General features: G+C 57.6%; 22 protein-coding genes and 1 pseudogene. 16 read left to right on the top strand and 7 right to left on the bottom strand.

What is annotated here, in order from left to right; all coding sequences use genetic code 11:
- Positions 1-243: 243 nt before the first annotated feature.
- The 10 genes and pseudogenes from JCM12296_RS04590 to JCM12296_RS04545 all read left to right on the top strand — a co-directional run bounded on the left by JCM12296_RS04590 (position 244) and on the right by JCM12296_RS04545 (position 8,741).
- A complete protein-coding gene (locus tag JCM12296_RS04590) occupies positions 244-567 on the top strand; it encodes a CU044_2847 family protein (RefSeq protein ID WP_054690442.1) in 324 nt (107 codons plus the stop codon).
- 4 nt (positions 568-571) lie between these two features.
- Entirely contained in the window at positions 572-1,477 is a 906-nt protein-coding gene (locus tag JCM12296_RS04585) for a S1 family peptidase (RefSeq protein ID WP_054690438.1), read from the top strand.
- 38 nt (positions 1,478-1,515) lie between these two features.
- Positions 1,516-2,076: a hypothetical protein gene (locus JCM12296_RS04580; RefSeq protein WP_054690435.1), complete on the top strand. Its 561-nt coding sequence runs from the start codon at positions 1,516-1,518 to the stop codon at positions 2,074-2,076.
- Positions 2,077-2,090: 14 nt separating this feature from the next.
- On the top strand, positions 2,091-3,098 hold the full coding sequence (locus JCM12296_RS04575; RefSeq protein WP_054690431.1) for an AAA family ATPase: 1,008 nt from the start codon (positions 2,091-2,093) through the stop codon (positions 3,096-3,098).
- Positions 3,098-5,773 (top strand): annotated as a pseudogene (locus tag JCM12296_RS41360) (formylglycine-generating enzyme family protein); the annotation flags it as partial. The gene JCM12296_RS04575 and the pseudogene JCM12296_RS41360, both read left to right, overlap by 1 nt.
- Positions 5,774-5,853: 80 nt before the next feature.
- Positions 5,854-6,063 (top strand): hypothetical protein, encoded by a 210-nt coding sequence (locus JCM12296_RS50160; RefSeq protein ID WP_422698547.1) that lies wholly within the window; start codon positions 5,854-5,856, stop codon positions 6,061-6,063.
- A complete protein-coding gene (locus JCM12296_RS04560) occupies positions 6,060-6,539 on the top strand; it encodes an HRDC domain-containing protein (RefSeq protein WP_054690422.1) in 480 nt (159 codons plus the stop codon). The genes JCM12296_RS50160 and JCM12296_RS04560 overlap by 4 nt, the downstream gene beginning before the upstream one ends.
- Positions 6,536-7,546, top strand: a complete 1,011-nt coding sequence (locus tag JCM12296_RS41355) for a reverse transcriptase domain-containing protein (protein ID WP_054690419.1) — start codon at positions 6,536-6,538, stop codon at positions 7,544-7,546. Before JCM12296_RS04560 ends, JCM12296_RS41355 begins: the two co-directional genes overlap by 4 nt.
- Before the next feature lie 8 nt (positions 7,547-7,554).
- On the top strand, positions 7,555-7,851 hold the full coding sequence (locus JCM12296_RS04550; protein ID WP_054690416.1) for an SUMF1/EgtB/PvdO family nonheme iron enzyme: 297 nt from the start codon (positions 7,555-7,557) through the stop codon (positions 7,849-7,851).
- 41 nt (positions 7,852-7,892) lie between these two features.
- Positions 7,893-8,741 (top strand): formylglycine-generating enzyme family protein, encoded by an 849-nt coding sequence (locus tag JCM12296_RS04545; RefSeq protein ID WP_218187965.1) that lies wholly within the window; start codon positions 7,893-7,895, stop codon positions 8,739-8,741.
- 51 nt (positions 8,742-8,792) lie between these two features.
- Here the strand turns inward: JCM12296_RS04545 and JCM12296_RS04540 are convergent, their stop codons facing one another.
- The 7 genes from JCM12296_RS04540 to mnmL form a co-directional block, all read right to left on the bottom strand.
- Entirely contained in the window at positions 8,793-9,914 is a 1,122-nt protein-coding gene (locus JCM12296_RS04540; protein WP_054690413.1) for an ABC transporter permease, read from the bottom strand.
- Complete coding sequence (locus tag JCM12296_RS04535; RefSeq protein WP_054690410.1) at positions 9,911-11,041, bottom strand: ABC transporter permease; 1,131 nt, start codon at positions 11,039-11,041, stop codon at positions 9,911-9,913. The genes JCM12296_RS04540 and JCM12296_RS04535 overlap by 4 nt, the downstream gene beginning before the upstream one ends.
- Before the next feature lie 42 nt (positions 11,042-11,083).
- Complete coding sequence (locus JCM12296_RS04530) at positions 11,084-12,469, bottom strand: ATP-binding cassette domain-containing protein (RefSeq protein ID WP_246803982.1); 1,386 nt, start codon at positions 12,467-12,469, stop codon at positions 11,084-11,086.
- A complete protein-coding gene (locus JCM12296_RS41350) occupies positions 12,391-13,023 on the bottom strand; it encodes an ABC transporter ATP-binding protein (RefSeq protein WP_083455825.1) in 633 nt (210 codons plus the stop codon). The genes JCM12296_RS04530 and JCM12296_RS41350 overlap by 79 nt, the downstream gene beginning before the upstream one ends.
- Entirely contained in the window at positions 13,020-14,213 is a 1,194-nt protein-coding gene (locus JCM12296_RS04520; RefSeq protein WP_054690407.1) for an HlyD family secretion protein, read from the bottom strand. Before JCM12296_RS04520 ends, JCM12296_RS41350 begins: the two co-directional genes overlap by 4 nt.
- The gene (locus JCM12296_RS04515) at positions 14,210-14,911 is read right to left on the bottom strand and encodes a CerR family C-terminal domain-containing protein (RefSeq protein WP_054690404.1); all 702 of its coding nucleotides are present in this window, start codon (positions 14,909-14,911) and stop codon (positions 14,210-14,212) included. The genes JCM12296_RS04520 and JCM12296_RS04515 overlap by 4 nt, the downstream gene beginning before the upstream one ends.
- An 86-nt stretch (positions 14,912-14,997) precedes the next feature.
- Positions 14,998-15,918, bottom strand: coding sequence for a tRNA modification radical SAM protein MnmL/YtqA (mnmL, locus tag JCM12296_RS04510; protein WP_054690501.1), 921 nt, complete (start codon positions 15,916-15,918; stop codon positions 14,998-15,000).
- 136 nt (positions 15,919-16,054) lie between these two features.
- Between mnmL and mnmG the strand changes: the two genes are divergently transcribed.
- From mnmG to JCM12296_RS04485, 6 genes are all read left to right on the top strand, one after another.
- Entirely contained in the window at positions 16,055-17,821 is a 1,767-nt protein-coding gene (gene mnmG, locus JCM12296_RS04505; protein WP_306303960.1) for a tRNA uridine-5-carboxymethylaminomethyl(34) synthesis enzyme MnmG, read from the top strand.
- Entirely contained in the window at positions 17,725-17,928 is a 204-nt protein-coding gene (locus tag JCM12296_RS51290) for a hypothetical protein (RefSeq protein ID WP_306303962.1), read from the top strand. Before mnmG ends, JCM12296_RS51290 begins: the two co-directional genes overlap by 97 nt.
- Positions 17,925-18,533 (top strand): ABC transporter ATP-binding protein, encoded by a 609-nt coding sequence (locus JCM12296_RS04500; RefSeq protein ID WP_246803981.1) that lies wholly within the window; start codon positions 17,925-17,927, stop codon positions 18,531-18,533. Before JCM12296_RS51290 ends, JCM12296_RS04500 begins: the two co-directional genes overlap by 4 nt.
- Positions 18,530-18,685, top strand: coding sequence for an ABC transporter permease (locus JCM12296_RS49750; protein WP_340147738.1), 156 nt, complete (start codon positions 18,530-18,532; stop codon positions 18,683-18,685). Before JCM12296_RS04500 ends, JCM12296_RS49750 begins: the two co-directional genes overlap by 4 nt.
- 5 nt (positions 18,686-18,690) lie before the next feature.
- A complete protein-coding gene (locus JCM12296_RS04495) occupies positions 18,691-19,335 on the top strand; it encodes an ABC transporter permease (RefSeq protein ID WP_340147737.1) in 645 nt (214 codons plus the stop codon).
- A gap of 281 nt (positions 19,336-19,616) precedes the next feature.
- A complete protein-coding gene (locus JCM12296_RS04485) occupies positions 19,617-20,522 on the top strand; it encodes a DnaJ C-terminal domain-containing protein (RefSeq protein ID WP_054690397.1) in 906 nt (301 codons plus the stop codon).
- The last annotated feature ends 110 nt before the right edge of the window (positions 20,523-20,632 follow it).

Genomic DNA, 20,632 nt, shown 5'->3' with positions numbered 1-20,632 from the left:
GGTAGACACTGATTCGAAATGACACGCCGACCTTACACTCAGCACAAGCCAGCGTCAACAATACCGTTTTTTCCTAATCACGACATTACGGATATTTCGGGTGAGCGTTCACCATAAGAAATTCGATTATTGCCAGGCTGGATATACTTTGATAGAAAAACCAGTACGTTCCATGATCTTCAGCCTCACGTCAAAATTTCAATACAATTCATTCAGCATTACTTTCGCTCCATAGGAGGCCTGATGGACCAGACAAAAACCGAACCCGTACCGGTAAAATTGGCGAATGGCACTACAATTAAAATTGAAGTCACTCCTCAAGAAGGACCCGGGCGAGAGGATGTGGCTGGGTTGAATGACCTTTCCTTCAAAGATTTTTCAGAAACGTTAAAAGATATCGTCAGCGAATTGAAAGGAGCGCTGGACAAGGCAAAACCGGATAAGGCCACAGTGAAATTCGGTGTCGAGATGGCCGTCGAATCAGGGGCATTGACAACCATGATTGTAAAAGGGGCGGGGAAGGGGATCCTGGAAATTACATTGGAATGGGATAACAAAGGCAAGTGAGGGCATGTCGATGGATCATCCTGTAATTGATCTCATGCATGCATGTGTCGTCAAATTGATCTCTCCGCAGGCCGTCGGTACCGGTTTTTTTGTCGTCCCTGGCCTTATTGTCACCTGTGCGCATGTTGTCGGTAATCGAAAGACAAATGATTTTTACGGTGATCCAAAGGGCACCATCAAGGTTCGTTGGCAGGATAACGATGATTTTTCAACAGCAACGGTCTTACCGGATAAATGGATGCCGGATGAGGATGTTGCGCTTTTGCAATGCCATCCCATGCCTGAACCACACCCCCCATGCGTTCTTTTAGGAAGGGCGTGTCTTACGTACGATAGGCTATCAACATTCGGTTATCCCAAAGAAGCACAACATGCTGAGCCGGCAACTTTCGAATGCAAGGGATACTCGGATGATAAGCCCCCTATGTTGAAAGTTAAAATGGACAACATCCGTGGCGGGATGAGCGGCTCGCCAGTGCTTAACATGGAAACCAAACGCGTTTGTGGGATGATCAATTTCACCGACGATAAAAATTCGATGCTTGGGGGCGGCGGGGTGACTGCCGCAACCTTATTGAGCGCATTTGATGATCTTGAGGCGTTGCAGGAAGCGTATCACCAGAAACATCCAACCTGGTACACTGAAATCGGTGTAAGCGTTCCTGGCGATCTGAAAGTCCAGGTTGAAGCGAAGATCGCTGAAACGCTTGACGGGCCGGGGCTAACAGAATTGGTTAATGGCTTCCAGAAGGAATTCCTTGAAAAGGAGGGCGTTGATGCGAAACGTCCAGCAGCTATTTCAGCTGCGCTCGTTAAATTGAAAACTACGGATGCCCTGATGCTGGTCAGCCTGGCAAAGGAATCAGCAATCAAGGCGCTTGAAAAAACAATGCCGGTGAGGGGGCTTTAAGCTACGTTCGTCGGGGTGTTGAGGATATTTTGGGTTGGTTGGTGCTGCTCGCGGTAAATTCGGCGTGGCTGGAGACCAATCGAGAGCGGTTGCATCTGGAGGAATATCCAGGCGCCATCGAGTTGCCCGTCAAGCGCGATACCGGTATCGAGATCATTCATGCTGCGCTGAATCGGCGACAGGCGCGGTTTAACCTGCAAAATGCGACCCTGTTTGGATCCCACCGGATGCCAGCACCGGATGACAAGTTTCTGGAAAGCGGTATTGCAGCGGTCAATAAGGTCAATGAAATCAAACGATCGATTTTTGGCTACATGAACCTGTACTGGGGAGAAAAGGATATTCCAGACCATTTTACACGTGATGATGACGAGGCCTTGAATGCGCAGCTGAAGTGGTTCCATGGACATCGTCAAGGAAAATATCTGGTGATTCGACGCTCGGATACCTCTTGCCCGATTGATCGTGACGTATACACGGCGTTGCTAAACGATCTTCCCGACCTGCAGGTGATTTTTCACAACACCGACGAGCCGGGGGATGCGTTCAATGTCTCTGAAATAACGTTCTATATGTATATCGAGAACTTTTTCCGTTAACAAAAGGAGTTGTCATGGCAATCCCGGAAAAGGTGCTGACGGAGCCGGTGACACTGCCCAAAACGGGTACATGGCCCGAGACCCGGCATCAATTCGATGAAAAAAGCCTCTGGGCAATCAAGGCTGCTGTTGCGGCGGAAAGGCCGCTGTTGGTGCGCGGCGAACCGGGTACCGGTAAAAGTCAACTGGCCAGGGCCGCGGCATATTATCTGGGGCGCGCGTTTATCTCCGAGGTGGTGCATTCGAGAAGCGAATGCCAGGACCTTCAATATTATTTCGATGCCGTGGCGAGATTAGGCGCTGCCCAGACGCTCGGGCTGATCGGGGCCGTTGGCGACACGATCAAAGACCTGCTGCCGGATAGTGAGAGAAATATGAAAAATCCCCTCGATCCTATATGTTTTCTAAATCCTGGAGCCTTATGGTGGGCCTTCAACTGGACAGCAGCCGAAAAACAATACGCGAAAAGCAACAAGGCGGCCCGTCGACCGGAAAAGCCCGTGGACTGGACTTCAGAACAAGGGACGGTACTGCTTATTGACGAGATCGATAAGGCGGATGCAGATCTTCCCAACGGGCTTCTGGAAACCCTGGGAAATGGTTCCTTTTCCGTACCCCATATGGATGAGCCGGTTCAGGTCAACGAGGGGGATCCGGTTCCGCTGGTCGTTATCACAACCAATGAAGAGCGGGAGCTGCCAGCCGCATTCATACGCAGGTGCATGGTGCTGCACCTCGATTTACCGAAAGGTGATGACAAACTCATCAATTGGCTTTGCGAGCGCGGCAAGGTTCATTTTGGAGACCAGTGCCATATGGATGTAAGAAAAGAGGCCGCCACGCAGTTGGTCAAGGATCGCAAAGAGGCGGAAAAATTAAATCTGCCCACACCGGGCCAGGCGGAGTATCTTGATATCCTCAGAGCTGTGGTCGGTATTGCCAAGGAGGACAAGGACGAGCAACTCAAGACCCTTACGGCCATCAGTCATTTTGCATTGGTTAAATATGAGCGGGTGCCCTAATGAAAATCAGCGGCAAACCGGCAATCTCAAGAGCTGATCTGATCAGGCTCTATGGGGCTTTTGGTGCGGACGCCTTGATTCCTGCGAGCTTTGTTGCCGGTTACTGTCTGAAAGATGAAACTAAAAAACCGACGCCGGATGATGCTATCGACGGTTCGAAGCCTGGGGAACCAGAAAAAGGAGAGGGTGACCTTCCGCCCAAGGCGACGTCGAGTGAAACAAACATATCGATCCCTTTTTGGCGGCCGCGATCATGTGAATTCCTAAATCCGGATGAAATGGACCAGCAGGCGCCAAAGGCGTTTATCGAGGCCGTTGCCCTTGATGACGAATCGATCAACGCCGATCCGGATAAGCATCCGCCGGTTCACCAACCCTTGTGTCCCTGGGCACGCATGTGGCCATTTCAACGAAGCATCTTGGGTGAAATAAAAGACCTTGGAGCCATCGATATTCCCAAGGTTATTCAGTCTACCGCCGAAATGCGGCCAATGAAGCGACTCCCCCGCATCTACAGGCCAGGGTGGGCCCGCCGCTGTGTATTACTTATTGATGCCGATACAAGGCTCATACCGTTTTTACAGGACGCCAGGCAACTTTATAGGAATGTGCTAAAGGTCAGGGGCAGGCTGGGTCTTGATTTGCAACTTTTCGAAAATGGCCCATCCGGACCTGTCAGTAGGCCTGGTAAAGCGCCCCTTTCGCATTTACCCTTTAAAAACCCGGAACCGGGCACACCCATTTTAATCATCAGTGATTTGGGGCTGTTTTCCCGAGATGCCAAGCTAAAAAACGATTGGGTTAAATTTGGCCACAAATTGAGACAATCCAATTTCCAGCCAGTTGTCTTGACACCGGCGCCGTATCGGTTGTGGACCCGTGAGCTGACATCACTATATCGCATGGCCTGCTGGGACAGGGGGATGCGTCTACCCAAACGAGGCGCGTTCGGGAAAAAAGGCGTAGGGCGTCAACCCTTGGAAACAAAACGCGACGGAACCGAGCGGCTTCTCGCGTTGCTGGCGCCAGCCATTCGTGTCGAGCCTGCCTTGCTGCGAGCTGTGCGTATGCTGTTGCCCGTCGACCAGTGTGACGCAGGGAACGAAGCCGCGGTTTGGAATCATGACCATGTCCGGCGGGGATATACCGGTTTTTCATTTGATCCCGCGCATGTTGCAATCCACAGAGCGGATTTTGTCCGAAATAATGCCCCTGACATACAAAAGAGCGCTTGCAAGCTTATCGAATCCCATCACCGGCATTTGTCTCCAGCCGTTGGAAAAGAGGAGCAATTGATTGCGGACACGCTGCTTCAAGGAAAACCCTCCGAAGAGGCGGAGTGTTTCTTTTGGAGCAGTTTGCGGACCCTGTCAACGCCGGAATTCAGGGAAATGGCCGGGCTTGAATCGTGGATCAAGCGTCTCATGCACCGTCACGGGTGGGATCCACCCATGTGGCAAAGCCACGCCCTGTGCGCCTTGTGGGCCAAGGCCAACCAGGATGCGTGGACGCGTGGAAAGATTGTTTTACCCGAAGGCATGGATCCCGCTTGTGCGACCTGGGTATTCGCCCCGGAAGGATCGGTCCGGTATTATACCCTGTTCAGAAAGGGGCAGGGATTCATTGCCGCGAATCGATCGGAATTCGGCTCCTTCGGGGGTGCGATCTTTCCAGGCGGCAGCCCGGTCGTCGATCTCGTCTCTTCCAATGGCGTGCTGCAGGTAAGGGAAATTGAGACGCGCCATTCACACGAATATGCCGTGAATCTGAATCATAAGGAACGCGTGCCCGTTGATGTTCCTATGGAAGGCCGGGTAGAGCTGATCACCACCCACCAGAAAATCATTCTGGACTGCCAGGCGCGGCCATCCTGGGCGACAGGGTGGGGGCGCGACGAAAAGGGGCTGTTCCTGATTTTACAGGAGAAAGAAAAAACACGGCACATATACTGGTTTCCTCCTGGAAAGTACCCGGTCGGAAGTTGGACCGCAAGTGGTCCCGAAATCGTTGTGGAGCAAGGGTTCTGGTGGGATCAGGATGATTTGGCGGAAAATTTTGATATCGGTTTTAAAAGACCATCTTGGGCGACAGATTTTGGCCTGGATGGGTATGGGATTTATGCTGATTTTCAAATAAAAAGCGTTTCTCAGCGAATGCGTTGGATCATGCCGGGCAAATTTCTGATGGGGTCACCTGAAACCGAGCCAGAACGGTATGAGGATGAACACCGGCACGAGGTGATTCTCACCCAGGGGTACTGGCTTGGGGAAACAACCTGTACCCAGGCATTTTGGAAAGCGGTGATGGGCAATAATCCCAGTCGTTTCAAGGGGGATGATCGTCCGGTGGAAAATGTCAGCTGGAATGAATGCCAAGATTTCATAAAAAAGCTCAATGCCGCAATCCCAGGGTTGGATGTGGAGCTTCCCACCGAAGCGCAGTGGGAATACGCCTGCCGGGCGGGAACAGTCACGCCGTTTCATTTCGGGGAGACCATCGGCACCAACCAGGCCAACTTCGATGAGAACTATCCATACGACAACGCGCCCCAGGGAGAATATCATCAGGAAACGGTATCGGTGAAGACATTCCCCTGCAATGCTTGGGGCTTGTACGAGATGCACGGCAATGTTTATGAATGGTGTGCGGACTGGATTGGCCCATACCCTGAGGATGCGTCTGCGACCCGACGGGACCCGATGAAGGCAACGGCCGTGTCCTGCGCGGCGGTTCCTGGATCAGCTACGGCAGGTTCGTGCGCTCTGCCTGCCGTAACTGGTTCGCGCCTGACGAGCGCAACGACGACATCGGCTTGCGGCTTGCCCGAGGTCAGACCGAGCCGGCAGGCCAGGCGTCCGGCGGAGCCGGACAAAGCAAGCTTGCCAGGGAAAAGGAGAAAACCCAAGCATCAAGGAAAGTTCTCACCCGCGTGAAAAAATTATTCAAAAGGGGGTTCAAACCATGAAATATGCGTTTTTCAGTATTCCGGCGAGGCACCCCGATGATTCCCAGCAGTCGCTCAATACATTTTGTTCAGGATGCCAGGTGCTGAATGTGGAAAAGGAATTTGTGGCTGACGGCGAGCGAAGCTTTTGGTCCGTTTGTGTTACCTGGATAGACGGCGATGGTGACAAGAAGAATCTCCCGAAAAGCCGTATCGACTACAAGGAAATTTTAAACGAACAGGATTTTGCCGTATTTGCGAAACTCAGGAGTTTGAGAAAAAGTATCGCCGATAAAGAGGGGTTGCCACTGTATGCGCTGTTCTCCAATGAACAATTGGCCGTCATGGTTCAACAACGGGTCACCACGCAATCGGCATTGGCCGCCATCGATGGCGTGGGGAAAGCTCGTATTGGGAAATATGGTCAGGAATTTCTGGCGTTGTTGCGAAACGAATATGATTCCTCCCCATCCGTTGGTGAAGGGAATGTCAATTGAAACGGTTGCGCATCGACCTAGAAGATATTGCTGGTTTCCATAACCTTGCCAAAGCAGCCAAAAACGCAGCCAGGGCCAAGCGCCACCGTCCGGAGGTGCAAACGTTTTTCCATTGCCTGGATCATAATCTGAACCAGCTGAGCAGGGATATACTCGCCGGTCGGGTGCCGGAAGGGGAGTTCAAACAATTTCGGATTTTCGATCCTAAAGAACGGATAATCCATGCAGCCTGTTTCAAGGATCGGGTATTGCACCATGCAATAATGAACTTGGCGGGACCGCTGATTGATCGCGCCATGGTTGCATCCTCTTTTGCATGCCGCCCGGACAAGGGGATTCATTGCGGCATAAGACACGTCCAATCGAAATTGCGCAAATACCCCTGGTATGTGAAGATTGACATCGAGCACTATTTTGACACCATTGACCAGCGGCTCTTGTTGCAGCTTTTGGAACGGCGCTTCAAGGGAGAGAATTTCATGGCACTGGTTGGCAGGATTATATCGGGCTATCAAACCCTCCCGGGCAAAGGACTGCCCATCGGTTCACTGGCGTCCCAGCATTTTGCAAATTACTATCTTGACGGGCTCGATCGCCACCTCATGGAAACCCTCAAAGCCTTTGCCCATGCAAGATATATGGATGATGTGGTTTGGTGGTGCATGGATAAACAAGCTGCCGGAAGAACGCTTGCAGCCGTTGAAGCATATCTCCGAGAGCGTCGCTCTTTGCGGGTTAAGCCCAGCTCTGTCCAAATCAATCAGAGTCGACGTGGTATCCGTTTTTGCGGCTTTCGCGTTTTACCTGGGGCCATTCGATTGGGTGCCCGCCGGAAAAGAAGATATGGTGCGCTACGGCGTAAATGGGAAGGCCTATTCATCAGCGGAACGATAGATGCAAAGAAATTACAGCAGGGATATGCGGCGGTTCACGCCATGACACAGCATGCGGACAGCATGCAATGGCGAAAAAATCATTTAGAAAGGTCCGTAACGATAGAGGCTTAAGGTTTAGGGTGACGGTCATCAATGTGCTGGCGTGCCGTGTCCTGCGCGGCGGTTCCTGGATCAACAACGGCAGGAACGTGCGCTCTGCCAACCGTAACAGGAACGCGCCTGACGAGCGCAACGACAACATCGGCTTGCGGCTTGCCCGAGCTCAAAGATTTGCCGGATGGCAAATGTCTGACCAGATCGTCATCCTGTCCAGGTGCATGAGGCTTGGCAAAAAGCAAAAGGACCCCGGCATGTCAGTAGGCGTTGACGTGGAAGCGAACGTCGAACGCTTGCCGGGTGATCCGATCCAATGGTGATATGACATCGAAGCGAACAGAATTTTATCACGGAGCTGACATTGACCGACAGTGTTCCCACGGTTGAAAGAGACGCGGCCGATCCGCGTATTCCCAAAAGGTTCCCGGAGCCATGGGCATCGGACTGGGGCCAGGATGGTTACGGCGTTTGGATGGCCTTCAGGTACCAGGGCATTCGTCATGGATTCCGTTGGATCATGCCGGGCTGGTTCATGATGGGCTCCCTCGATACTGAACCCGAGCGGTTTGATAATGAGCACCAGCACGAGGTGCTTCTTACCCAGGGGTACTGGCTTGCGGAAACGGCCTGCACCCAGGCGCTTTGGCAAGCAGTGATGGGCAAGAATCCCAGTCGCTTCAAGGCGGACGATCGTCCGGTGGAAAATGTCAACTGGGACGATTGCCAAGACTTCATCGAAAAGCTCAATGCCGTAATTCCAGGGATGGACGTGGGGCTTCCCACCGAAGCGCAGTGGGAATACGCCTGCCGGGCGGGAACGACGACGCCGTTTCATTTCGGGGAAACCATCGGCACCGATCAGGCCAACTTTGATGGAAACTATCCATATAACAACGGACCCAAGGGAGAATATCGTGAGGAAACGGTATCGGTGAAGACATTCCCCTGCAATGATTGGGGACTCTATGAGATGCACGGCAATGTCTGGGAGTGGTGCGCGGATTGGTATGGACCATACCCTGAGGAGGCGTCTGTCGACCCGACCGGACCTGATGAAGGCGACGGCCGTGTCCTGCGCGGCGGTTCCTGGATCAGCTTCGGCGGGAGCGTGCGCTCTGCCCACCGTCGCAGGGCCGCGCCTGACGGGCGCGACGGCTACTTCGGCTTGCGGCTTGCCCGAGGTCAGACAGCCGGTCCAGTAACAAGATAGACGTTGGGTTGAGGGACGAAACAACCCGGCCCGTGCTCAAATGAAATAGCCTTATTCCAGCGTTTTCTTGAAACGCGAAATCGCCAAGGTCAAAAAGCCAATGGCCAGGCCGGCCATGGCACACAAGGGCATCCACAGAATGCGGACGCCCACCCCCTTGACCACGATGCCATGCATGATCTGCAGGAACCAGCGCATGGGATTGAGCACGGTAAGCCACTGGATGAGTTCAGGCATGTTGCGGATGGGAAAGATGAATCCGCTGAGCAAAATGGCCGGTACGAGGATGAAGAACGCCGTGAGCAATGCCTGCTGCTGGGTTCGGGCGGTGACGCTGACCAACAGCGCCAGTCCCAGATTGCCGAGAATGTAGATCATGGCTGCCAGGTAGAGCAGCACAATGCTGCCCTGGATGTGGATGCCGAAAATCAGGCGTGCGATGACGAGCATCAGGGTCATGGTCAAGATGCCGGTCATCAGAAACGGCAGGGTCTTGCCGATGATGAATTCCGCCCGCCGGATGGGCGTGACCATTACCTGCTCGATGGTGCCGATCTCCTTTTCACGCACGATGGCCATGGAGGTGAGCATCAGGCCGATGAGGATCAGCATGACGGCGATCAGGCCGGGAACGTAATAGAATTTGCTTTCCAGATTGGGATTGTACCATGCCCGCATGTTCAGCCGCAGGGGCTCGCCGGTGAGATCGACCGACCTTGCGCCTGGGCCGGATCGTCGTTGATTGAAGTACGCGACGGCCTGGTTGGCGTAATTAAGGGCGATGGCCGCGTCGTTGCTCAGGGTGCCGTCGACCAAAAGCTGGACGGCAACGGCCTTCCCGGCGCGCAGGTCGGCGGAGAAGTCTTGCGGGATGCGAATCACGGCGCGTACCTGGCTGGCGTCGAGCAGGCCCCGGACGCCCCGGTCACTGTCCAGGCGGTGTGTCACGGCAAAGTAGCCACCGCCGGTGAACGCGGCCACCAGCTCACGGCTCACCGGCGTGTTGTCCGGATCGACCACGGCGGTGGCGATATTCCTGACGTCCGTGGTCAGGGCAAAGGCCAATACGGTCATCTGCACCAGGGGCATCACCAGCACCATCACGCGCATGCGCACGTCGCGGAACATTTGCAGGATTTCCTTGATCAGGATTTGGCGGATTCTCAGGATCATAGTTTTAGTTTCATCCGTTTGTGGCAGAGCAACACCATCAGCGCCGCATAAACCGTCAACAGGACCGCGTTGAGGCCCAGAATCTCCAGGCCGATGCCCTTGAGGAAAATTCCCCTGAGCAGGGCGATGAAATAGCGCGCCGGCACGATAAACGTGATCGCCTGGATCGCCACCGGCATGTTGTAGATGCCGAAGACGAATCCCGAGAGCATCAACGTCGGCAGGTATCCGGTGAACAGGGCGATCTGGTTGGCCAGCACCTGGTTTTTCAGATTGATACTCAGCAAAAGACCCAGAAAAAGAGCACCGGTGAGGAAAATCGAGGCCGAGAGGAACAATAGCCCGGTACTGCCCCTCAAGGGGACGTTGAAAATCCAGCGGCCCATGGCCACGGCAATGGCCACGTCGCCGAGGCCGATGACAAAATAGGGTACCACTTTGCCCAGAACCAGTTCGGGAACCCGGATCGGTGTGCTGATGAGCTGCTCCATGGTGCCGGTCTCCCACTCGCGGGCCACGGTGACGCTGGTCAGCATGGCGGCGATGACCACCATCACCAGGGCGATGATCCCCGGGATGATCACGTTGCGGCTCTCCATGTCCGGGTTGTACCAGGCGCGCGGTTCCAGGCCGATCCTGCCGAGCTGCGTCTGCTGCGGTCGCCGTGTCTGCGGCATGACAACCATCCGGCGGTTGAAGATCGTGCCGATGGCGTCCAGGTAGCCGGCGGCCAGGGTGGCGTTGTTGGCATCGGCGCCGTCGATCAGCGCCTGGATCGTCACCGGCCGGTCGGCACGGATCCGATCGGCGAAATCAGCCGGAATCACCAGGGCCACCATGATCCGGCCGGCATCGAGCAGATCGGTCAGCTCCCGGTAACCGTCGGTATAGCGGTCAAGGGAAAAATAGGCCGAGCCGTCGAGGAGGCTGGTCAGTTCGCGGCTCTCGGCGGTTCGGGACTGGTCCCAAACCGCCGTGGGCACGTGCTTGAGATCCATGGTCAGCGCATAGCCGAAAAGCGCGATGAGCAGCATGGGGATGGCGATGGCCAGCACCAGACTGCGCCAGTCGCGCAGCACATGGATGAACTCCTTGCGCGCCACGGCCAGGAACCGCTGCAATTTCATGGGCGTCGTCCCTGTTGGCGGCCGACCCGTTGGAGTTTCGTGTTATCGATCCGTTTCACTGTGGCGATCTTCCTTTTCGATGAGGGCGACAAAGACATCCTCCATGGTGGGCACGATGGGTGCCAGGGTCGCGTCGGCCGCGCCGCGTTGGTCGATCAGCGCCTGGATGCGTGCCATGGCCGGGATCGCCGCCTTCACCTTGATGTGTAGCCCCGCGCCGAACAGGGCCACGTCGAGCACGCCGGCAAGGGCCGCCAGGTCATCCATGAGATCCTGGGCGTTGGCGCATCGCAGATCAAGGATCGTTTCCTCCACCATCCGTTCCTTCAGTTCCCGGGGCGAGCCCAGGGCGATCATGCGGCCGCGATAGATCAAGGCCACCCGGTCGCAGTATTCGGCCTCTTCCATGTAGTGGGTGGTGACGAACACGGTACGCCCGCGCCCGGCCATGTCGTAGATCAGATCCCAGAAACGTCGCCGGCTCAGGGGATCCACGCCACTGGTGGGCTCGTCCAGGAAAATGATCGGTGGCCGATGCAGGATGGCGCAGGCCAGGGAGAGACGCTGTTTCCAGCCGCCGGCCAGCAGTCGGGTGGGATGGTGCTCGCGTTCCTCCAGACCGGCCATGCCCAGTGCCCAGCGCTTGCGTTCGGCCAACCGGGAGCCGTCGAGCCCGTAAATGCCGCCGTAAAAATCGATATTTTCCGACACCGTGAGATCGTCGTAGAGGGAGAATTTCTGGCTCATGTAGCCGATCTCCTGCTTGATGGCCTCGGCCTGGGTGGCGATGTCGCAACCGGCTACCCGTCCGCCGCCGTCCGAGGGACTGAGCAGGCCGCAGAGCATGCGGATCGTGGTGCTCTTGCCGGCGCCGTTGGGCCCAAGAAAACCGAAGATCTCGCCGGTGTTGACCCTCAGTTGGAGATGGTCCACGGCCACGAAATCGCCGAAGCGCCGGGTCAGGTCCTTGACTTCGACGGCAACCGCATCCGCGCTACGGGTTGTTACCGGCAGGCGGGTCGAGACGATGGATGCGGCCGGCGTGCCCGGCTGGGCGACGGTGTTGACGAAGACGTCCTCGAGGGTCGGGGCGACGGCGCGGATCTCATCCACCGGGATGCCGGCCTGTTCCAGAATCCGGGTTGCGTCGCGGGTGACGGCCGCCGTGTCCTGGCAGACGATGTGGACGCTGTCGCCGTAAAGATCCACGCTGGTGACGCCGCTCAGTTGTTCACGCAAAAGGCGGCTGGTCTGTCGGCTTTCAGGACTGCGGACGGAAAGAATGGATGCCTTGAGAGATGCCCGCACCTGGTCCGGACGGCCCTCGGCCAAAAGCCGGCCCTGGTCCATCAGCCCGATGCGGTTACAGCGTTCGGCTTCGTCCAGATAGGCGGTGGTGACCAGGATGGCCACCCCGGACTTGAGCATGCGATAGAGAATACGCCAGAAATCACGGCGCTGACCGGGTCGACGCCATTGGTGGGTTCGTCCAACAGCAGCACTTCGGGCGTGTGGATCAGGGCGCAGATCAACTGCAGCTTCTGTTTCATGCCACCGGAGAGATTGCCCGCCAGACGCTTGCGGAACGGGCGCATATTGGAGAAGTCGAGCAGTTCGTCGAGCCGTTCCTCGCGGGCCTTGCGCGTCATCCCGTAAAGATCGGCATAAAAAACGATATTCTCGTCGACGGTCAGATCGGGGTAAAGGCCGAACCGCTGGCTCATGTAGGCCAGATGGGTCTTGACGGCACCGCTTTCTGCGGGCAGGTCGCAGCCGGCCACCCGGATCGTTCCGTCGGACGGATCCAGCAGACCGGCCAGCATGCGCAGGGTCGTGGATTTGCCGGCGCCGTCCGGTCCCACCAGACCATAGATCTCGCCGGCTGCGACGGTCAGGGAGAGACCGTCCACGGCCGCCAGGTCGCCAAAACGACGGGTGGCCTTCTCGATCCGGATGGCCGGTGTATCATCCGGACGATTCACGGCGCCGCCTCGACGCGCGCATCGGCAGGCATCCCCGGTTTGAGCACCCCGTCCGGATTGTCCAGTTGGATTTTGATGCGGTAGACGAGGTTGGTGCGTTCCTTGAAAGTTTGCACCGACCGGGGGGTAAACTCGGCGGCGCTGCTGATGAAGCTGACCCGGCCTTTCCAGGTTCTGTCCGGGTAGGCATCCACCGTTACCAAAGCCGTCTGGCCCAGACGGATGCGCCCCAGGTCGGCCTCGGCCACGAAGGCGCGCAGCCAGACGTTTTTCAAGTCGCCGATGGTGAGCACGGGCGTACCGGGATAGAGATAGCTGCCCGGCTCGGCCGAGGTGCTCAGCACGACGCCGTCGAAGGGGGCGAACAGTTGGGTGTCGGCGAGCTGCTGTCGGGCCAGGGCCACCCCGGCATCGGCCGCCGCCTTGCGTTCCCGTGCCTGATAAATGGCTTCCTTGCGCGGGCCGGCCACCACCAGGTCAAGATCGGCTTGGGTCTGGGCCAGCGCCGAGCGGGCCTGTCGAATCTGGTTTTCCCGGCTGCCGGCTTTGCGCAGGCTGAGGCGTTCTTCGGCGGCCTTGCGCCTCGAAACGGCTGCGGAAAAGGCATTTTGGGCCGCATCCCGCCGTGTTCGCTGAGTATCGTAGTCCTGGCGGCTGACGCCACCTGTCTTGAATACCGATGCGTAACGTTTGAAATCGGCTTGAGCCAGCACCAGCTGACTGTTGGCCGTGCGCTCATCCGCTTTTGCCCGCTGGACATCGGCCATGGCCTCGGCGATCTCCTGGTTGCGGCTGCCTTTCAGCAGATCCTCCAGATGCGACCGGGCCTGCCCGACCCGCGCCTTGGCGGCCTGGATCTCTTCCGGGCGGCTACCGGCTTCGAGTTCCGCCAGCACTGCGGCGGCATATCCGGCATCGGCCTGAACTTTCTTGAGTTGGAGCGCAAGGTCCGTGTCGTCCAGTATGGCCAGCCGCTGATTGCGGGATACCGGATCCCCTTCATCCACCAGCCGCTCATGGAGGCGACCTGTGACCTTGAAGGCCATGTCCACCTGGGTGATGTCGATGTTACCGGACAGTTGCAGCTCCCCCTGGCCGATGCGTGGTTTCAGCAGTCCGTTCCAGACTGCGATGGCCAAGATGACGATGGCGATGGCGATGGGAATGAGGATACGCAGCCGTTTTTTCATGGGGTTTCTCCATTGGGTCGGCCGGACGGGCGTGGTTCGGCCGCCGGATCCGTCAGATACCGCCGCACCGATGCGATGCCGGCCAGGGAAAAGCGGGTGATGTGGTCGGTCAGTTCGTCGATGGCCGATTCATCCGCAACCATGGCCCCGGCCAGACGGATGAGGATCGGGCGGGCCATGGCGTAATGAAAGCATTGGCCGATGACGCTGATCTGACAGCGGGCGATCATCTGCGCGGTGGCGCCGGGCCCCAGGAGTTGGGTAATAATGTCAGCCAAAATGGCGGCCGTGGGACGGATGAAGGCGTCCACCAGGTCGTCCATGAAGGGTGAGGGGTCGGCCAGCTCGCGAACCACCAGCTGCCCCTTGCCCGGATAGCCGGAAAGTCCGTCAGGGGAGAGCAAGCGGCGTAGGGCACCCCGGACAAAGGCCTTCAGGCGCTGCTCGGGAGCGGAGGTGGCATCGACGCCCTCATCTACCGGGTAGCGGTCAAAGGTCGACGCAATCAGGTCCGTAGCCACGGTGCGGTAAAGCTCGGTCTTGCCCCCGAAATAGTAGTTGATCGCGGCCACGTTGACACCGGCGGCTTTGCAGATTTCGCGGATCGTAGTTGCCTTGTATCCCTTGCGGCCGAATGCGTCGCCGGCAACGTCGATGATTTTATCGCGAACCGATCGGTCTTGGGAGGAATGGGCCATGGGAGGCTCCTCGTCGTGGAAAACAATTGTTTAAAACGGACGATATAAACAAATGTTTAATTCCTCTTCGGCCATTCGTCAAGGAATCATTCGGGAATAAAATATTTCCCCTGCCAGGTGTCACGTTCCCGAAAACGGGCGAGGATCATCTCCAGGGTTTTACGTTTTTCGAGAGACCAGGTCGGGGCGACCAGTTCGTTGGGATGGGGATCCCCGGTGAGGCGCTGGATAACCATGGATGGGGGAAGCCGTTCGATAAAGGCGCAGACCAGATCGGCGTATTCTTCCTGTTCCAGACAATGATAGCGGCCTTCTCGATACAGGGACGCAAGGGCGGTGCCGTGCACCACGTAGAGCAGGTGCAGTTTCACGCCGTCGATGCCCATGCCGGCGATGATATCGGCCGTCTCGAGCATCTCCTGGCGGGTTTCGCCGGGCAGGCCCAGGATCACGTGGGCGCAGATCTTGATGTTGCGGCCCTGGGTGGCGGCCACGGCCCTTTCGAAGCAGGCCAGATCGTGGCCCCGGTTGATCAGTGCCAGGGTGTGGTCGTGGGCGCTCTGTAGACCGTATTCGACCCAGATAAGGAACCGGCGGGCATGGGACGCGAGCAGGTCCAATACCTCCGGGGTCACGCAGTCCGGGCGGGTGCCGATGGCCAATCCGACTACCCCGTCCACGGACAGGGCTTCCGCGTAAAGTGCCTTCAAATGGTCAAGCGGGGCGTAGGTGTTGGTGAAGGACTGGAAATAGGCCATGACCCGGTCGGTTTTGAAGCGTCGGGCGATCCGTTCCCGGCCGCGTTCGATCTGCTGGCGGATCGAGAGCCCCTGGGCGTGGGCGCCGGTTCCCGAGCCCCGCGCGTTGCAATAGATGCAGCCACCGGTGGATATCGTGCCGTCGCGGTTGGGGCAGTTCAATCCGGCATCGACGGTGACCTTGTGCACCCGGCCGCCGAAAAGGCTGCGAAAGTAGCTGTTCAGGTCCTGGTAGGGTTTTTCCGGCATGGCGATCCTCTGCTTGACCTTGGTAACGGCAGGATTATATAGTTCGCCGCACAAAAGAAAAAGGGGTAATATCTTTGACGAAACCGATTTGGATTTAGGGACCGGACGATTCCTGAATCACCTCCGAGTAACCAAAATGGGGATTTATCCGAAACAATACGACGTGATCGTCGTCGGTGGCGGCCATGCCGGTTGCGAAGGCGCATTGGCGGCGGCCCGGATGGGCTGCCGGGTGCTGCTTCTGGCCATCGATCTGGACAAATTGGCCGCCATGCCGTGCAGCCCCTCCATCGGCGGCATGGCCAAGGGCCAGCTGGTCAAGGAGATCGACGCCTTGGGTGGCGAGATGGCCAAGATCGCCGACCAGACGGCCATCCAGTACAAGACCCTGAACACGAAGAAGGGACCGGCGGTCCAGTCCACGCGTACCCAGAATGACAAGGGCCGCTATCATACGGCCATGAAAGCCGTGGTGGAGGCCCAGCCCTGCCTGGATCTCAAGCAGGCCCTGGTGGAGCGCCTGATCGTTGAGGGCGACCGGGTCGTGGGCGTCGAGGATCACACCGGTTTCGGCTTCCAGGCCCCCACGGTGGTCCTGGCCACCGGAACTTTTCTTTCGGGGTTGGTGCACATCGGTTTTTCCACGATGCCGGCCGGCCGGGCCGGTGAATTCGCCGCCTACCGGCTGCCCGAGCATTTGAAGGCCCTGGGTTTTCGCCTGGGCCGCATGAAAACCGGTACACCGCCGCGCCTCGACCGGGAGAGCATCGATTTCTCCCAGTTCGAAAAGCAGCCGCTGGAGGAGCCGCTCAGGCCGTTTTCCTTCTCCGCGCCATTGGCGCGACTGCCCCAGGTGCCTAGCTATATCGGGCATACCAGCGAGGACGTTCACCGCCTGGTGCGCGAGAACCTGCATCTTTCTGCCCTGCACAGCGGTATCATCAAAGGCGTGCCGGCGCGCTATTGTCCCTCCTTCGAGGACAAGATCGTGCGCTTTCCCGATCGCGACCGTCACCAGATCATTCTCGAACCCGAGGGATTGGACACCCGTGAAATCTACGCCTCGGGTCTGGGCAACAGCCTGCCCATGGACGTTCAGCTCCGGGTCGTCCGGCAGGTGCGCGGGCTCGAGGCGGCTGAAATCATGCGCCCGGCCTATGCCATCGAATACGACTTCATCAATCCGATTCAACTGCGGCCGACCCTGGAGACCAAACGGGTGCGCGGCCTTTACCTGGCCGGCCAGATCAACGGCACCTCCGGATACGAGGAAGCCGCCGCCCAGGGCATGTGGGCCGGCATCAATGCCGCCTGCGCCGTGCAAAAAAAGCCTCCCTTCGTATTGGACCGCAGCCAGGCCTACATGGCCGTCATGGTGGACGACCTGGTGACCCGCGGAACCCTGGAACCCTATCGCATGTTCACTTCCCGGGCCGAGTATCGGCTGATGCTGCGCGAGGACAACGCCGACCTGCGCCTGTCGGAGATCGGCCACGATCTGGGCATTGTGGACGCCGATACGGTGAAAATCCTGCGGGACCGCAAAGCCGAGATCGCCGCCGAGATCGAGCGCATCAAGAAAACCGTGATCAAGCCGCTGCCCGAGGTGAACGCCTACCTCGCGTCCCGACAGACGCCGGCCATTGACAGCGGTATCCATCTGGCGCAACTGCTCAAGCGGGCCGAGCTGGACTACCAGGCCGTGGATACCCTGGCACCGGTCGATCCGCCCCTGGATGAACGGGTGACCCGACAGGTGGAGATCGAGACCAAGTACGAGGCTATATCCAGCGCCAGCTCCAGGAAATTGAGAAATTCAGACACCTGGAGCACATCAAGCTCCCCGAGGATGCCGACTACGCCACGGTCCATGGCCTTTCCAGCGAGCTCAAGGAAAAACTGAGCGCCGTCCGCCCCGCCTCCCTGGGCCAGGCCTCCCGTATCGAGGGCATCACGCCGGCGGCCCTTTCGGTCCTCATTATCTATCTGCGCATTTGGAGGGAGCGTTGATTCCCCGTCTGCAGGTGACGGATTTGTCCATCCATGCCGTCGGTCCGTTAAACCTGGTGGTCGAACCCGGGGAATGCGTGGGCCTGTCCGGGCCTTCGGGTTCTGGGAAAAGTCTTTTCCTGCGGGCTGTCGCCGATTTGGAACCCCATGGTGGCACGGTTCAGCTGGATGGCACCGAACAGGCGCTTTTGCCGGCACCGCATTGGCGGCGCCAGGTGGGATTGCTGCCGGCCGAAAGCGCCTGGTGGTTTGATACGGTCGGCGCGCATTTCTCCACGCCGGTAACCGAGGGATTGCAGCATCTGGCCCTTGATTCCCGGATCCTGACCTGGCCCGTGGCGCGGCTTTCCAGTGGCGAACGCCAACGCCTGGCCTTACTGCGCCTGTTGGAAAACCAGCCCCCACTGCTTTTGCTCGACGAGCCCACGGCCAACCTGGATGAGGAAAATACCCGGCGCGTCGAGACGCTGATGGTCGATTACCGGACGAGAACCGGTGCGGGGATCGTGTGGGTGGGCCATTCGAAAGCGCAACTGCAGCGGATGGCCGACCGGATCTATTCCATGGCGGGCGGAGGCTTCAACGCCGTTACGGTGGTCTCGTGAGCGTTAATACGATTGTTCTGTCGGCCACGGATCTTGGCTTGGCCGCCCTGCTGGTCCTGCTGCTGGCACTGACCAGTTGGCGGATGCGGCTGGGGCTGGGCGGCCAGATCGTGATCGCTGCCATCCGGACCACACTCCAATTGGGTTGGTAGGGCTGGTGCTGAAAGTGGTTTTCGCCGCCAGCCACCCGCTGTGGATGGCCGGCATGGCTGCCGTCATGCTGCTGGCCGCCGCCCGTGAGGCGATGGCGCGACAGAAACGGCGCTTTGCCGGATGGTGGGGATTCGGCCTGGGTACCGGCGCCATGTTCGTCTCCTCCTTCACGATCACGACATTCGCCCTGCTGGCGGTGATTCGTGTTTCCCCCTGGTATACGGCGCAGTACGCCATCCCCCTGCTTGGCATGATGTTGGGCAACACCATGACCGGGGTCTCCCTGGGGTTGGATCGCTTGACCGAGGCCGCCTGGGAGCGGCGTACGGTCATCGAGGGACGACTGATGCTGGGGCAGACCAGTGTCGACGCCATCGCCGATATCCGTCGCGCCAGTGCCCGCAGTGCCATGACCCCGACCATCAACGCCATGGTGGCTGCCGGCCTGGTGAGTCTGCCGGGGATGATGACCGGTCAGATCCTCGCCGGTAATCCGCCCATGGAAGCGGTCAAGTACCAGATCCTGGTGATGTTTATCATTTCCGCCGGTGCTGGCTTTGGCGCCTTGATTGCCGTCTGGGTTGGGGCACGACGCTTGTTTGACGACCGCCACCGATTGCGTCTCGACCGGCTTGACAACCCGGCCTGATCCATTCCCAACGGCTTGACATTAAAAGGCTTACACCTTATTTTTCAGCATCATCAATTTTGCCTGACGGCCGGGTTGCCGATGGACCCGAACAAGACGGCCGGCACGCAAAAAAATCAAAAGAACGATGGTTTGATCATCACGAGAGATGCTGTGGTTTCGATGCATCCGCGTCCCGAAAAGGATGCGTCCAACGGGCGACTATCCATCTTCGGAGCGGATTTGCCGGGTTCGGAACCCATCTTGAGGGCATCGGCCGTCGACAGGGAGTAGAACGTATCATGTCCCAACAGGACTATTACAAGATTTTAGGCGTATCCAAGGACGCCACCGACAGTGAGATCAAAAAGGCCTATCGCAAGCTGGCGATGAAGTATCATCCGGATCATTCGAAGGGGGATAAAAACGCCGAAGAGATGTTCAAGAAGGTCAGCGAGGCGTATGCCGTTCTCAGCGACAAAGAAAAACGGCAGCAGTACGACACCTTCGGTTCTACGGGGTTTCATCAGCGTTATTCTCAGGAAGACATCTTCAGGAATGTGGATCTGGGAGATATTCTCAAGGAATTCGGCTTCGGCGGTCAGGGAGCGCGCTTTTCTTTTGGCGGCGGATCTCCCTTCGGCGGTGGTCCTTTCGGCGGTCATCCGCGCCGCAAGGCGCCAGCAAAGGGATCCGACTTGGTTTATGAACTGCCGTTAACCCTGCAGGAGGTCGCCAGCGGAACTAGTAAAACCGTCACTTTCCAGCATCAGGGACGCAGTGAAAACATTACCGTTAAGATTCCCCCGGGAATGATTACCGGGAAAAAGCTCCGGCTCGCGGGAAAGGGGGAACCCAGCCCTTATGGTGGCCCGACAGGAGATCTTTTCATCCAATCGCGGGTTGTCGACGATTCGTTTTTCACCAATGACGAATGGGATCTGAACGCCAATGTGACCATTCGTCTCAGTGAGTCCATTCTCGGTACCCAAGTCAGTGTCCCCACGCTTGAAGGGCGCGAATTAAGCTTGAAAATACCCGCCGGTACCCGCCACAAAACACGCATGCGGCTTGCCGGGCACGGCTTGCCCAAAATGAAGGGAAGCGCCAAAGGGGATCTGTATGTCACCGTTTTGGTGGATGTCCCCAAAAAACTGAGCAAGGAACAGAAGAAATTGATCGAAGAACTCGCCGCCACGGGTATGTAACAAATTAAGTTCATTGACAACTAACCATCGGTGGGGTAATTTTCGGTTTGTCAGATGACATGCATTGGGGGGCCATGCGGATCCGGCTATGGCCCTCCATATTTTTCCCC

It is taken from the genome of Desulfosarcina cetonica JCM 12296, from assembly GCF_001311845.1.
GTDB classification, from domain to species: domain Bacteria; phylum Desulfobacterota; class Desulfobacteria; order Desulfobacterales; family Desulfosarcinaceae; genus Desulfosarcina; species Desulfosarcina cetonica.
This window is presented reverse-complemented; position numbering and strand designations above follow the sequence as displayed.

Excerpts from the sequence above, each read along its gene's own strand:
- JCM12296_RS04590 (WP_054690442.1), top strand. The coding sequence starts at position 244 with ATGGACCAGACAAAAACCGAACCCGTACCGGTAAAATTGGCGAATGGC.
- JCM12296_RS04585 (WP_054690438.1), top strand. The coding sequence starts at position 572 with ATGTCGATGGATCATCCTGTAATTGATCTCATGCATGCATGTGTCGTC.
- JCM12296_RS04575 (WP_054690431.1), top strand. The coding sequence starts at position 2,091 with ATGGCAATCCCGGAAAAGGTGCTGACGGAGCCGGTGACACTGCCCAAA.
- JCM12296_RS04560 (WP_054690422.1), top strand. The coding sequence starts at position 6,060 with ATGAAATATGCGTTTTTCAGTATTCCGGCGAGGCACCCCGATGATTCC.
- JCM12296_RS04540 (WP_054690413.1), bottom strand. The coding sequence starts at position 9,914 with ATGATCCTGAGAATCCGCCAAATCCTGATCAAGGAAATCCTGCAAATG.
- JCM12296_RS04535 (WP_054690410.1), bottom strand. The coding sequence starts at position 11,041 with ATGAAATTGCAGCGGTTCCTGGCCGTGGCGCGCAAGGAGTTCATCCAT.
- JCM12296_RS04530 (WP_246803982.1), bottom strand. The coding sequence starts at position 12,469 with ATGCTCAAGTCCGGGGTGGCCATCCTGGTCACCACCGCCTATCTGGAC.
- JCM12296_RS04520 (WP_054690407.1), bottom strand. The coding sequence starts at position 14,213 with ATGAAAAAACGGCTGCGTATCCTCATTCCCATCGCCATCGCCATCGTC.
- JCM12296_RS04515 (WP_054690404.1), bottom strand. The coding sequence starts at position 14,911 with ATGGCCCATTCCTCCCAAGACCGATCGGTTCGCGATAAAATCATCGAC.
- mnmL (WP_054690501.1), bottom strand. The coding sequence starts at position 15,918 with ATGCCGGAAAAACCCTACCAGGACCTGAACAGCTACTTTCGCAGCCTT.
- mnmG (WP_306303960.1), top strand. The coding sequence starts at position 16,055 with ATGGGGATTTATCCGAAACAATACGACGTGATCGTCGTCGGTGGCGGC.
- JCM12296_RS04485 (WP_054690397.1), top strand. The coding sequence starts at position 19,617 with ATGTCCCAACAGGACTATTACAAGATTTTAGGCGTATCCAAGGACGCC.